Annotated in this window: 13 protein-coding genes; all 13 read right to left on the bottom strand. The window is 35.7% G+C overall.

The window, feature by feature from the left end; genetic code table 11:
- Positions 1 to 116 precede the first annotated feature (116 nt).
- The 13 genes from ABR854_RS17400 to lpcA all read right to left on the bottom strand — a co-directional run bounded on the left by ABR854_RS17400 (position 117) and on the right by lpcA (position 13,164).
- Complete coding sequence (locus ABR854_RS17400) at positions 117 to 1,517, bottom strand: sulfate adenylyltransferase subunit 1 (RefSeq protein ID WP_350266930.1); 1,401 nt, start codon at positions 1,515 to 1,517, stop codon at positions 117 to 119.
- On the bottom strand, positions 1,447 to 2,382 hold the full coding sequence (gene cysD, locus ABR854_RS17395) for a sulfate adenylyltransferase subunit CysD (protein WP_350266928.1): 936 nt from the start codon (positions 2,380 to 2,382) through the stop codon (positions 1,447 to 1,449). Before cysD ends, ABR854_RS17400 begins: the two co-directional genes overlap by 71 nt.
- Before the next feature lie 36 nt (positions 2,383 to 2,418).
- Positions 2,419 to 3,012 (bottom strand): hypothetical protein, encoded by a 594-nt coding sequence (locus ABR854_RS17390; protein ID WP_350266926.1) that lies wholly within the window; start codon positions 3,010 to 3,012, stop codon positions 2,419 to 2,421.
- A gap of 47 nt (positions 3,013 to 3,059) precedes the next feature.
- A complete protein-coding gene (locus tag ABR854_RS17385; protein ID WP_350266925.1) occupies positions 3,060 to 3,737 on the bottom strand; it encodes a phosphoadenylyl-sulfate reductase in 678 nt (225 codons plus the stop codon).
- 12 nt (positions 3,738 to 3,749) lie between these two features.
- Positions 3,750 to 4,631 carry a sulfite exporter TauE/SafE family protein gene (locus tag ABR854_RS17380; RefSeq protein WP_350266923.1) on the bottom strand — a complete coding sequence of 294 codons (882 nt, stop codon included), beginning with the start codon at positions 4,629 to 4,631 and terminating at the stop codon, positions 3,750 to 3,752.
- 12 nt (positions 4,632 to 4,643) lie between these two features.
- A complete protein-coding gene (locus ABR854_RS17375; RefSeq protein ID WP_350266922.1) occupies positions 4,644 to 6,722 on the bottom strand; it encodes a ferredoxin-like domain-containing protein in 2,079 nt (692 codons plus the stop codon).
- Positions 6,723 to 6,912: 190 nt separating this feature from the next.
- Complete coding sequence (locus ABR854_RS17370) at positions 6,913 to 7,824, bottom strand: ribonuclease Z (protein WP_350266921.1); 912 nt, start codon at positions 7,822 to 7,824, stop codon at positions 6,913 to 6,915.
- Positions 7,825 to 7,917: 93 nt separating this feature from the next.
- On the bottom strand, positions 7,918 to 8,340 hold the full coding sequence (locus ABR854_RS17365; RefSeq protein ID WP_350266920.1) for an STAS domain-containing protein: 423 nt from the start codon (positions 8,338 to 8,340) through the stop codon (positions 7,918 to 7,920).
- A gap of 100 nt (positions 8,341 to 8,440) precedes the next feature.
- Complete coding sequence (locus tag ABR854_RS17360; RefSeq protein ID WP_350266918.1) at positions 8,441 to 9,319, bottom strand: hypothetical protein; 879 nt, start codon at positions 9,317 to 9,319, stop codon at positions 8,441 to 8,443.
- A 7-nt stretch (positions 9,320 to 9,326) separates the two neighbouring features.
- The gene (locus tag ABR854_RS17355; protein WP_350266916.1) at positions 9,327 to 10,349 is read right to left on the bottom strand and encodes a glycosyltransferase family 9 protein; all 1,023 of its coding nucleotides are present in this window, start codon (positions 10,347 to 10,349) and stop codon (positions 9,327 to 9,329) included.
- A 6-nt stretch (positions 10,350 to 10,355) separates the two neighbouring features.
- Entirely contained in the window at positions 10,356 to 11,336 is a 981-nt protein-coding gene (locus ABR854_RS17350) for a glycosyltransferase (protein WP_350266914.1), read from the bottom strand.
- Between the two features lie 80 nt (positions 11,337 to 11,416).
- Positions 11,417 to 12,574 carry a glycosyltransferase family 4 protein gene (locus ABR854_RS17345; RefSeq protein WP_350266912.1) on the bottom strand — a complete coding sequence of 386 codons (1,158 nt, stop codon included), beginning with the start codon at positions 12,572 to 12,574 and terminating at the stop codon, positions 11,417 to 11,419.
- On the bottom strand, positions 12,574 to 13,164 hold the full coding sequence (lpcA, locus tag ABR854_RS17340) for a D-sedoheptulose 7-phosphate isomerase (RefSeq protein WP_350266910.1): 591 nt from the start codon (positions 13,162 to 13,164) through the stop codon (positions 12,574 to 12,576). The genes ABR854_RS17345 and lpcA overlap by 1 nt, the downstream gene beginning before the upstream one ends.
- Positions 13,165 to 13,168: the final 4 nt, after the last annotated feature.

Raw genomic sequence — 13,168 nt, 5'->3', positions numbered from 1 at the left:
AAAAACAACTTTTTAGGCAAAAAAAAAGACAGCCAAGAAGCCGCCTATTTTTTATCTAACCTAAACTAATAGAACTGATAGTTTGGTTGATGAATATTTTTTTAAAACTAAATATTTTATTCTACAAATCCAACACCTACGGTGCCATTGCTACTTTCATCTATTAAAATAAATGAACCGTTAGCAGGATTCTCTTCGTATTTATCTGCAAAAACCGGACTGGCTGTTTTCAGTGAAATCCAACCGATTTCGTTCAATTTCAAACCTCCATCTACGGGAGCTTCATTGCTCAACGACATATTTTTGATGTCGATAACCGAACTGATATTTGTAATCTTTGCTTTTACTCGGTTGATGCCGTGTTGAAGCAAATAAGTTTTGCCAACTGTAAGCATTTGGCTATCGAGCCAGCAAATCTTCGCACTAAGTTCTTTGCGAGATTCTGGTTGCTCACCTACTTTTACGAGCATATTTCCACGACTTACATCAATATTATCTTCGAGCGTAATCACAACAGATTCTTTGGCATTACCCGATTCTAATTGAGTTCCAAACTTCTCGATAGTTTTGATTTTACTAATTTGTCCGCTTGGAAGTGCCTCAACCAAATCTCCGACTAAGAATGTTCCGCTGGCAATTTTTCCTGCATAACCTCTATAATCGTGATATTCTTCAGTTTTTGGTCTCACAACGTGTTGCACTGGGAAACGAGCTTGAATAGTGCTGAGTTCTGAGTTTTGAGTGCTGAATTTTTCTAAACTATCAAGTAAAGTTGCTCCATCGTACCACGGTGTTTCTTCCGATTTACGCACCAAATTTTCGCCGTAAAGTGAAGAAATTGGAATAAATTGAAGTGTCTGACCTTTAAAACTTACTTGCTCTGCAATGCCCAACAATTCAGCTTTGATGGCTTCAAATTTTTCTTGGCTATACGCAACCAAATCCATTTTGTTAACCGCCACAATAATATTCTTAATGCGAAGCATCGAAGAAATATAAAAGTGACGTTTTGTTTGCTCAACTACGCCATTACGAGCATCAATCAAGATAATCGAAACCGAAGTGTTTGATGCACCCGTAACCATATTTCGAGTATATTCAAAGTGACCAGGCGTATCGGCAATGATGTATTTGCGATGCGGCGTGCTGAAATAAATATGAGCGACATCAATCGTAATTCCTTGTTCACGCTCGGCAATTAAGCCATCAGTCAAGAGCGATAAATCGAGAAAATCAAGGCCTTTACGCTTTGAAGCTGACTCAAGAGCTTCTATTTTATCTTGTGTAATTGAGTTTGTTTCGTAAAGCAAGCGTCCGATAAGTGTACTTTTACCATCATCAACTGAGCCTGCTGTTGCAATTCTAAGTATGTCCATTTTATTGAGTTCTGAGTGTAGAGTTTTGAGTTCTGAGTTGAGGTTTCTGAGAAAAACTAACTCAGAACTATCAAAAATATCCCGCTTGTTTACGTTTTTCCATGGCTGCTTCTGAGCGTTTGTCGTCAATTCTGGCTCCACGCTCCGAAATTTGTGCCGAAAGAATCTCACCGATTACATCATCTAAATTGTCTGCCGTTGATAAAACCGCAGCCGTACAAGTCATATCACCAACCGTGCGGAAACGTACTTGAGTTTTGTAAGGAACTTCGTCTTCTGACTTGTTGATAAATTCAGAATCCGCCCAAATCATACCATCTCGCTCAAATACATCACGCTCGTGTGTAAAATAGATTGATGGAATTCTTAATTCTTCTTCTTTAATATAATTCCACACATCCAACTCAGTCCAGTTTGAAATTGGGAAAACTCTCACGTTTTCGCCCAATTCAATTTTGCCATTGAGCATATCGAACAATTCTGGACGTTGTTTTTTTGCATTCCACTGACCGAAATCGTCACGAACAGAAAAAATACGCTCTTTTGCACGGGCTTTTTCTTCGTCACGTCTTGCACCACCAATACATGCATCAAACTTAAATTCTTCGATTGCATCTAAAAGCGTTACGGTTTGCAAAGCATTTCGGCTGGCATATTTACCTGTTTCTTCTTTCACTTTTCCTTGTTTGATTGAATCTGCCACGTAACGCACGTGAAGTTCTAATCCAAGTTTATTTACCAACCAGTCACGGTATTCAATCGTTTCTGGGAAATTATGTCCCGTATCAACGTGGAGAAGGGCAAAAGGAATTTTTCCTGGGTAAAAGGCCTTTTGGGCAAGTCTTACCACCGTAATCGAATCTTTTCCACCCGAAAATAAAATAGCTGGTTTCTCAAACTGAGAGGCTACTTCACGCAAAATATAGATAGCTTCATCTTCCAATTCTCTCGGAAATGAACTATCATTTGCTTGATAAACCGTTGTTTTTTCTGAAAGCGAACTCATTCAATAAGTATTTGTTAATTGTAAATTTGGCTTTTATTAAAGATATAAATTAATAATATGATGCCAAACGCCTAAAATTTCTTTTAAATTGGTATATATTTTATTATCCAAGTAGAACATATTGTTTTCTAAACGAATAAATTGCCAGTCAGTTCCTGTGGTAGCACAACCATAAATAAAGGGAATGTCTTTGCCTTCTATTTCATTAAAAAGTTTTGCTCCATACATTTGTGCCGCACATTGAGCAAGTCCCCATTCCATATCCTCATCTTTAGCTTCAGCTAACGAAATAATCGGAGCTTCAATGTATGGCTTGGGAGGTTGGAGTGCAAAGAAAAAATCACATTCTCCAGCCAAATCTTGCGATGAATCTACATCAATGCTTTCTCCCGAAAAAAATGATAATTGTTTGGGGTATTTCTTAGCAATTTCGGCTAAAACTGGAGAAATAATTCGTTCAGCTTTTGATTTTTCGTTGGTTAATGGAATAAACTCAACCATTGAAAGAGTTTCGAGAAGCCATGCTGATGGTTCAGTTTCTTGTACATTGTTAAAAAGACGAACCATTTGCAAGTCAAGATTGAACTTCTTGACTACCGTTTTTATTTTCTTGAAATTGCTATATCCCATGAGTATATCATTTAAGATCACAAAGATACAGTTTTTTTAGCTATTATTTAGGAAGCATGCAATCCGCACTCTTTTTTTGATTCTTCCCACCACCAACGGCCAGCTCTTGGGTGTTCGTCAGGGCCGATGGCTCTTGTGCAAGGCTGACAACCAATACTGATAAAACCTTTGCGGTGAAGTGGATTATCAGGTACTTTGTTTTCGGCAATGTATTTCAATACATCTTCGTAAGTCCAATGAATCAATGGGTTGAATTTCCAAACTTTATTTCCTTCGTCCCATTCCCAAATCTTCATATCATTGCGGTTTTCCGATTGTTCAGCACGTAAACCTGTTATCCAAACTTCTGCACCCGCCAACGCTCTTTTCAATGGCTCAATTTTACGAATAAAGCAGCATTCTTTACGATTTTCAACCGATTCATAAAAACTGTTTGCTCCTTTTTGCGTAACAAGTTGCTGAACTTTTTCGGTATTTGGATAATATACTTCGATATTTTTCTTGTAACGAGAGCGAGTTCGGTCAATTAACTCGTATGTTTCTTGAAAAAGACGACCAGTATCCAACGAGAAAACTTTTATATCGAGGTTATTCTTGAAAATAGCATCGGTAATCACTTGGTCTTCTTGACCGAGTGAGGTTGAGAAAACTACTTTTGAAGGGTATTTTTCGGCTAAAAAAGTAAGACTTTCTGCTAAAGAATATTTTTCTAAAATTTCTATCATAATTAATGCTACTTAAAACCAAGCTTTCGCTAAATTCCAGATATTTAAGAGTACAACCAAAACTCCAACCGAAATCATAATGGTTTTTGGTTTAAATAATTTTACCAAAAATGCACCCAATGGAGCTGCAAAAACACCACCAATAATTAAACCAGCGATTGCTTGCCATGCCTGAATATCAATGAATAGCATGAAAACACCTGTACTAAAAAATGACACAAAAAACTCTGCTGTATTTACAGTTCCGATTGCTTCTTTTGGGGCATTTCCTTTGCTGATTAGGTTTGACGTAACCAAAGGCCCCCAGCCACCACCGCCAACTGAATCAAGAAAACCACCAAAAAGACCGAGTAAACCTAAATTTTTGTTTTGTGGCTCGGTAGGGCGAGTTTTGAACGCTTTAGAAATAATGATACTTCCCAATACAATCATGTAGATAGAAATATAGGGTTTTATCATTTTCCCATCAAAAACATCAGAAATTAGATATGCTCCAAGCATTGCTCCAACGACACCCGTCAAAACGATTCTAAAAAATAGTTTTTTATCAATGTTTCCAAAATAAATATGCGACAAGCCCGAAACCCCAGTTGTAAAAACTTCGGCGGTGTGAACACTCGCAGTAGCATACGCAGGTGGAACTCCAAGACCCAAGAGCATTGAGGTACACGAAGCACCGTACGCCATTCCTAAAGCACCATCAACTAATTGTGCCAAAAATCCTATGCCTATATAGTATAATAATACGGTGTCAAAATTGAAAGAAATTCCACTTATTCCAGTCGAAATTCTGTAAATCAGAATACCGAGAAGCGAAATCTTCATGAAAATCATGGCATAAGCAATGAATTTCATTTGAATGTTTTCGCTTAATGCGATTGCAATTCGTTTCATAAATTTTAAAAATTACGCAATTTCAAGTGTTGATTTGAGCGTTTCACGAACAAGGATTGCTTGTTTTAAGAATTCTTCCGAAGTCGAAATGAAATCGACCGCAAAATCTTTACTTGGCTCATTTTTATTGATTTGTAAGATTTGCTCTTTAATATTTCCGCCAAATTCGTCTGCAAAATGTTTGTCAAATTCGCTGATAATTGCGTGTTGCGAGCTGCAACTTACATTTTTATCAAGCAATAAAGCTTTGGCTGTATTTACTTGTGATTGGTACGCATAATAGATAGCATCTGCAAAACGATTTTCGTTGAAAGCCTCTTTTGCCCACTCAATTTTTTCTTCTGATTCGTAGAAAAGCGTCGCAACTAAGTCAATGATTACACTTGCACACTCGCCAACTCCGATTTCAGTTTGGAAAATTTCGTCACGTCCCCAGTCAACAAAATCGGTATCAACCAATGTTGTCAAATCTGCCAATGGTTTCAATAAAGTATAAAAATATTTTTCTCCTTGACGGTCATAATAATCATTGAAATATTCGCCTTCTTGTCCGTTAGTTTCGTAGTCGTTTAATACTGTACGTAGCAATTGTGGACCTCTTTTGCTCGGTACTTTGATTACTTTGTCGGCAATACGTCCACCACCGTTACCAGTTGTTCCACCACCCAATAAAACTTGTAGGGCTGGTAAGACTTTTCCTGCTGATTTCAACGAACTTCCATGAAAACCAATGTGAGCCATGCTGTGCTGACCACAAGCATTCATACAGCCCGAAATCTTGATTTGCATGTTATTTTCCTCAATTAATTCAGGAAAATCTTCTTTCATTACCTTTTCTAATTCAAGAGAAATACTGGTGCTATCAGAAATAGCTAAGTTGCAGGTATCAGTACCAGGGCAGGCCGTTATGTTTACTATACTATTTGCACCAGGTGCAGCTAAGTTATGTTCACTCAAAATCTCAAATACTGTGGTAAGGTTTTCAGCTTTAACGAAACGAAGCAATAAACCTTGATTTACAGTTACACGAACATCATCCGCTACTAAACCAGCAAGTTTTTCGATTAAGCTACGTGAAACTGTGCTTGAGATATTTCCCAAAGGAACTCTCACAAAAACACCGTAATAACCAGCTTGTTTTTGTGCAAAAGCATTGGTTTTGAACCAATTCTTGAAGAGTTCTGAGTTTTGAGTTCTGAGTTCTGAGTCAATTCCAGCTTCAGATTCAGATTTTTCGGTATTGATTTTAAAAGTTTTTACTTTCAGCGAAAGTTTCTCTTCTTCCACTAATTGCATGAAAGCCTCGAAACCAATTTTTGCAATTAAGAATTTTAAACGTGCTTTATGACGAGAATTTCTTTCTCCATGACGGTCGAATACTCTTAAAACTGCTTCAATAAAAGGAATTATTGCATCTTCTTCGATGAATTCATAAGCCAAATGTGCTAATTGTGGTTGAGCTCCTAAGCCACCACCGAGCATTACTTTAAAGCCACGAACGCCATCTACAACTTTCGGAATAAACCCTAAATCGTGCATGTAGCTGAGAGCAGTATCATCATCTGTGTTTGAGAATGACATTTTGAATTTACGTCCCATTTCTTGACAAACTGGGTTGCGTAGGAAGTATTCAAAAGTAGCGTGAACGTAAGGGGTTATGTCAAAAGGCTCATTTGGGTCGATGCCCGCAGTAGGAGAGCCAGTTATATTTCTTACAGTATTTCCGCAAGCCTCACGTAATGTGATATTATCTTCTTCAAGTTTAGACCAAAGTTCGGGAGTTCTGTCAAGGCTTACAAAGTGAATTTGTACATCTTGACGAGTTGTAAAGTGAAGATTTCCAGTAGAATATTCATCTGAAACATCCGCTATTTTTTTCCATTGATTGAGGGTCATTTTACCATAAGGTAATTTGATTCTAATCATCTGTACGCCTTGTTGGCGTTGACCATAGACACCACGAGCAAGTCTTAGGCTGCGAAATTTTTCTTCATGAATTTTACCTTCACGAAACATTCTAATTTTACGCTCTAAATCTATAATGTCTTTCTCGACTAAAGGATTCTCTAACTCAGTACGAAAGCTTTGCATATTCTATATATATGTTTTAATTTACAAATATATATTAAGTCTATGATAATCATAGACTTAATGGGTATTTATTTTTAAATATTATTGTATTAGTACAATTTTATCGAAAATTTGTCTAAAAATAGAGGTGGAACAAGTTTCTAACTTGTTCGTCGGGTGAGTAAGCAAGTTGGAAACTTGCTCTACAATTTTAAATTTTGTAGGTTTTTCCTTCTTCAGCTAAAAAGGTATTTTCAAAAACTTCTTGAGCTTCCGAGATATGCGTATCAAGAGATTTATAACGAGACGAATAATGCCCAATGATTAATTGTTTAGCATTGGTTTTTTGAGCAATCATGGCTGCTTGACGAGCCGTAGAATGATTGGTTTGTTCGGCTCTTTTTAGTTCAGAATCAGTAAATGTTGCTTCGTGATAAATACCATCAATATTTTGTAACTGATTGATTTTTAATTCATTATAGGCAGTGTCTGAGCAATAAGCAAATGATTTGGATGTACCTCCTGCAATTGTATAGTCTTCGTTTTTATAACTAATTCCGCTTAATTCATCGTAAATATCAAGTCCATCTTTGAGCATTTTCAGGTACGGAATAGGGAAGTTTGCAGGAAGGTTTTCGGCAACAATCTTTCGTTTACAGGCTTTTGAGCGAAACAAAAAACCACAACACGGAATACGGTGATGAAGAGGAATTGTTTCAACTGTTACTAAATTAGTTTCGAGTAAATGAAACGCATTTTCTGTATCGGTTTCTACGAAATTGATTTTATAGTGTAGGCGTGTATCTGAATGTTTGAACTGAGTGGTTAGAATTTCATCGAGCCCACGTGGGGCAAAAATCGTTAGGTCTTCTTTGCGTTGGTTCATACTCCAGCTTGAAAGTAAACCAACCAAACCAAAATAGTGGTCGCCGTGGAGGTGACTGATAAAAATATGTCGAATTCTGGAAGATTTGACTTTTTGTTCAAGCAAACGATACTGTGTACCTTCCCCACAATCAATCAAAAAAGATTCATTTTCGATTGATAACAAAAAAGCTGAGGGATGTCTATTTACAACAGGAGTCGCCGAGCCAGTACCTAAAACTAAAAAATCAAAATTCATATATTGGTCGATAGTCCACAGACAACGGACGATAGTGTTAGAATAAAACTTGCCTCTGTCGTCTGTTGACAGTTGACTGTGGACTTAAAATATTTAGAATTTGCCTTCCGTAAAACCATTGTCTTCACCTAAATCGAATTCATCGTCGTTTTCTTCACGGAAATCGTTTTCCAGATCGTTCATAAATACGGCGTCGATTCCTTCATCAGTGGTTGGGAGCAATACAATTTCAGGTATTTTTTCGCCATCAATTAGGTCAAGAATATCGTCATCTTTCGTGCAAACAATAAACAAACCTTGTTCGGTACGACATACACGAGTGGCTTTTCTTAGGAGTGAAAGACCCGATTCGTCTATTTCTAAAACTTTCGAGAAGTCAACAATCATATTTGTCAATCCTTCACGATATAAAACGACAATCTGTTTTTCAATTTCGGCAGTAATTGATTTATCGAATTTGCTCTCATTTAATTGGATAAGAGCGTAGTGTTCGGTTTTCTCAATTGAATAACTCATAAGTGATGATAGCTTTTAATTTTTGCAAATTTAAGTCAAAAATTTATTTTTAACGGTTGAATCAAGCTTTATTTCGTTAATTTTTGGCAGAATGAAGTATTTATGCAGTAAATTTATCAATAATCAGATCCACCAAATTATTTACAGAACGAATTCTTTGGGCAATTGTTTTCCCGATAGTTTGTTTATTGGGAGCTTCCAGACCATAAGAGGGTATAATTTTAGATAGTTTTTTATAAGAGTATTTACTCAATTTTTCTTTATAATCAGCCGGGAAATTTCTATCTCGATAATTAATTGTGTAAAGTTTTGAGGCTGATTTTAGTTGCGAAATATTGCGTTCTGGTAAATTCCAATCACCCACATTGATGCCCGCCTCTTTCAGAATATGAACCCCATCATAGATGGCAGGCACATGTTCGAGCCAAAGTTGGTCAGCATTTAAGCCTTTACACATATTCTTAAAGCCTTTAGTTCTGGTATTTTCGCCCCACCATTTCAGAAACTTAACCGTCTCCTTGGTTTTCTTGAAACCTATAAAACCCGAATGATAGATTCCCGAATTTAAGGTTTGCTTTTCATCGGGGTGAACATTGGCAAATAGTAATTGTGGAGTCAGTATAATACTTGAATGCCCAAGAATGTCAGAAATAAATGAAATAGATTGAAAAATAACCGAAGTACAATCAATAAAAACTAATTTCTCAGTTTTTTGTAAGAAATATTCGGCAAAAAAAGGCTTGCAATCTGCCAAGAGTTCATCGTGCGTATAGCACTCAGACATTTTTTCAAAACCTTTGATATTCAATAAATTAACATCAATAATAGGGTAGGGTGATTGAAAATCTGTCGGAATATTAGATTGATTATCCACCAAACCAATTTGAAAATCATAGTTCGGATTATGAGTTTTCAAAGAATCTCCCAAAACTATCGCATTAGGAAGTTGATTAATCGAACAGACAGTAAATATTAGCATCTTTGATTTAAACTTTTAACAATAAACGATTAGTTTTTATTTGCTCGATTACCTCTTCAACAGTAATATCGGCACTTGGACCTGTCTCATTTCTAATGATAATTGCATTTTTTCCTGACTTGTAAGTTCCCGAGTAAGGAATGTGATTAATAAAATTTGCGAGTTTACCAATCATAATTACGCCAAAAGTACCAACTGCATTCGCTAAATGAGCGGGACCACTATCAATTCCAACAAACAATTTTGCTCGGCGAATAACCTCGGCTGTTTCGAGTAAACTAAGTTTTCCGCATAAATTGATATATTTTTTCGAATCGATTTTTAGGTCACTCGTTAATCCAATTTCAATAATATTTAGGTCTGTATTTTCGATGAAATAATTGATAAATTTTTCCCATTTTTTGTTGTCCCAATTTCGACTATTTTGTGCTGACTGACAATGTACTATGATAAATTTGGGTGGTAATGATAAGGTCTCAATTTTGTTGATTTCTTTGTTTGAAATAAAAAGTTGCGGTTGTTGGTCAGTGACAGGAAAACCTGCAATTTTTTGTTGAACATTTAATAAATTACCCTGAAAATAGTAATTATGAATCGTGATGTCTTTTGAGTCAGCTACTGGATTTTCAACGTAAACATTGCATATTTCACAATGGCTATTATTTCTAAATTGTAGGTTATATATTTTATCAAAAATGCCCGAATTTATCAATAAGAGACGATGATTTGGACAAAAATCATCAATTATCATATCAATATTGGGATTATAGGCCAATAGTTCTTTGAAAACTGGCTTAATAATCCAAAGTAGTATATCGTTTGGATGAGCTTCTCTGATTTGTCGGAGAAGTGGTTCGCTTGCCACAATATCGCCAAACTGCTGTGTCAGAATAATGGCAGTGATATTTTTGGATGAGCGTTTTTTTAGGATAAAAATTTTGCAATAATCACTAAAAAAATGAATGTAAACCTTAAATATATGGGTGTATTTTTTAAATCTGTGCAGCCAAAGTGCTATGAAATTTTGCATATATAATCAAGATTCAAATACTTGTGCTAATTTTTCAAGAGGCATTTTTAAGTATTTTCTGACTCGTAAATACCGTTTTATCCTTTTGGGTTTTACATAATCACATTTGAAATTTTTCCAGTAAAGTTCATTATTATTCAAAAGTTGATTTTTGTATAATTCAAAGAGCGGAACAATATCAGTGCGATGTTCAAAATCAATCCTGTTTTGATACTTGGATACTTCATTTGGTTTAGCGATCAAATATCCGCTATAATGGAAAAACTGTAAAGGGATTTTTTCGTTAATAAACCATTTCCCTTCAATTATTGAACAAACTCTTTCGTGTAAATTCCAATAGGCTACATTATTGCCTAAATGTTTGTCAATCAGTACTTTATCGAAGAAAACAGGGAAGAATTCTGCCCAATGTTGGTCAACGAAAAGCCCATTGCAAAGATCGATAACACATTCTTTATAAAGTTTTGCACACCACCAATTTATCATTTTTTCTGCACTTTCCGAACGTCTGATTGCCACAAAACCAAAGTTGAAAACACCAGTATTTACAACATCTTCTTCGTTTTGCCACTTATCGTCATAATATGGAGTCGTGATGTGTGGAGTAACAACAATATTATATTTTTCTAAGTTATTTTCTAAATGTGTGAGTTTATCAAAAACAATAATATCGGGGTCGAAATAAACAATATTTGTAATTTCTGGTCGATTCTTTAGAAAATAATCAAAATAATAGGGTTTTACTGCGGTGTTTAGTTCGGTAATATCGTAACGGTCGCACATTCCCTCAAAGTCAGGAATATTGATTTTGTTAACTTCAAGTAATTGATAATCAGGTAGTTTTGATTTGTCAATATCTTTGGTTTCGAGTTTATCGACCAAACCAATAATATATTCAAAGCCAGGATTTTGCTCACGCAAAGAGTCCCCAAGTGTGTGAGCTTGGGCTAAATAGTTGACCGAACAAAGTGTAAAAACAAGTGTCATATATTTTGGTGCGAATCGGGCGGCGACCGCTTCCAGTTCGCTGAAAAATCAAGGAATTTTAGAAAAAGGCATTAAAAAACTCAGAGAGCCGCAAGCAAACTTTCAATTTTTAAAACTGAATTTTCAAAACTGTATTTATTCAAAACTTTATCTTTGGCTTTTTGTCCAAGTTGCTTTGCATAAGATTGATTGAGGAAAAGCTTAACTATACTCGAAGCCATCGAAAAAGTATTCAAGTATGGAATAATTATTCCAGCATCTTCTTCAATAAACTCACTGCAACCCCCAGTCTTATCAAAGCCAATCATTGTTTTTTGAGCTAAAGCAGCTTCAAGCATCACGAGTGGAAAGGGGTCTTCTCTTGACACAATTGTAAAAATATCAAGGCAATTGATCAATTCTATAGCATCAGGTGTTTGTTCGATAAAGGTAATTTTATCACCGATACCCATTTTTGCAATATCGTACGAAATTTGTTCGTAATAGTCACCTTCTTTTTTTACACCAATCCAAACAAAGTGACAATTTTCGTTGCTTGTATTTAGGATTTGATTGATTACCTGCAAAAAAACATCAATACCTTTACGCCATTCAGCATTACCGCAACCACCAATTAAGAAACCCGTTTTTGGAAGGTTATATTTTGCTTTAATTGATTGATTATCTGTTGATTCAATCCTGTTTAGAATGCTTTCATTATCAACAAAAGAATGGATAACTTCAGTTTTTTGTGCAGAAACTCCATGATTGTCGATGATATTTTCAGCTACTGCTTTTGAACAAGCGATGATTTTTGTTGCGTGTTTAAACAAAAAATCTCTGTCTGTTTTTTGCGAATAAAGCTGAATTGAAAACTCTAATTCATGAATATGTGCCAACAAAGGTGCGTCAACATACTCAGTAAGTTTTGGTAAGACATGTGCCGAGGCAATAGTATTGGCATAGATAAAATCAAAATTAGCATTTTTGAGTCTTTCTAAAAGTTGTTGCGTTACATCTTTTTCGTTTTGACTTTTTACGAGCTTCGAAAGTGCTTTTTTAATGCCTTTTTGTTGAGGATTAGCATTTGGCCAAAAATGGTTGGGACAAATTTCTAAAAAATCATTTTCCAAAACTCCACCACCAAGCAATAAAAGTTGCATTTCTACACCTTTTTGCTTTAAAAATCTCATTATGTTCAGCAAAAAAAGTTGAGCTCCAGCTCTGTTTGCATCGTGGCTAACAAATAATATTTTCATTAGTTGGCAGTGGTTAAAACTTTTTTCTCAATAAGCATAATCAATATGTGAATGACCTTAATATGAATTTCTTGAATGCGGTCAGCATAGCCAAAGTGAGGTACTCTTATTTCTACATCGGCCAATCCTGCCAGTTTTCCACCATCTTTCCCAGAAAAAATCACTACTTTCATTCCTTTTTCACGAGCCGCTTGGGTAGCGTTGATGATATTTTTTGAGTTGCCACTGGTGCTAATTCCAAGAAGAACATCTCCAGTATTGCCCAACCCTTCAATAAATCTTGAAAAAATATAATCAAAGCCATAATCATTTCCTACGCAAGAAATATGGCTTGGATCAGAAATGGCAATTGCCGCCAATGATTTACGGTTATCTCGGTAGCGTCCAGAAAGTTCTTCAGCAAAATGCATGGCATCGCAATGCGAACCACCATTGCCACAAGAAATAATTTTATTGCCATTCTTGATAGCATTCGCCATTAAATCCGCTACCTTTTCAATATTTTTAATATTTTCTTCAGAGCTAATAAAATCATTTAGTACTTTTTGTGCTTCTTGTAGCTCCGCTAAAATTTCGTTATAATTATCCATATTA

The sequence above is a fragment of the Emticicia sp. W12TSBA100-4 genome (assembly GCF_040253585.1).
Taxonomy (GTDB): Bacteria; Bacteroidota; Bacteroidia; order Cytophagales; family Spirosomataceae; genus Emticicia.
This window is presented reverse-complemented; position numbering and strand designations above follow the sequence as displayed.

Coding starts and splice junctions, on each gene's coding strand:
- ABR854_RS17385 (WP_350266925.1), bottom strand. CDS start 3,737: ATGATAGAAATTTTAGAAAAATATTCTTTAGCAGAAAGTCTTACTTTT.
- ABR854_RS17390 (WP_350266926.1), bottom strand. CDS start 3,012: ATGGGATATAGCAATTTCAAGAAAATAAAAACGGTAGTCAAGAAGTTC.
- ABR854_RS17350 (WP_350266914.1), bottom strand. CDS start 11,336: ATGACACTTGTTTTTACACTTTGTTCGGTCAACTATTTAGCCCAAGCT.
- ABR854_RS17360 (WP_350266918.1), bottom strand. CDS start 9,319: ATGCTAATATTTACTGTCTGTTCGATTAATCAACTTCCTAATGCGATA.
- ABR854_RS17380 (WP_350266923.1), bottom strand. CDS start 4,631: ATGAAACGAATTGCAATCGCATTAAGCGAAAACATTCAAATGAAATTC.
- ABR854_RS17375 (WP_350266922.1), bottom strand. CDS start 6,722: ATGCAAAGCTTTCGTACTGAGTTAGAGAATCCTTTAGTCGAGAAAGAC.
- lpcA (WP_350266910.1), bottom strand. CDS start 13,164: ATGGATAATTATAACGAAATTTTAGCGGAGCTACAAGAAGCACAAAAA.
- ABR854_RS17370 (WP_350266921.1), bottom strand. CDS start 7,824: ATGAATTTTGATTTTTTAGTTTTAGGTACTGGCTCGGCGACTCCTGTT.
- ABR854_RS17365 (WP_350266920.1), bottom strand. CDS start 8,340: ATGAGTTATTCAATTGAGAAAACCGAACACTACGCTCTTATCCAATTA.
- cysD (WP_350266928.1), bottom strand. CDS start 2,382: ATGAGTTCGCTTTCAGAAAAAACAACGGTTTATCAAGCAAATGATAGT.
- ABR854_RS17345 (WP_350266912.1), bottom strand. CDS start 12,574: ATGAAAATATTATTTGTTAGCCACGATGCAAACAGAGCTGGAGCTCAA.
- ABR854_RS17355 (WP_350266916.1), bottom strand. CDS start 10,349: ATGCAAAATTTCATAGCACTTTGGCTGCACAGATTTAAAAAATACACC.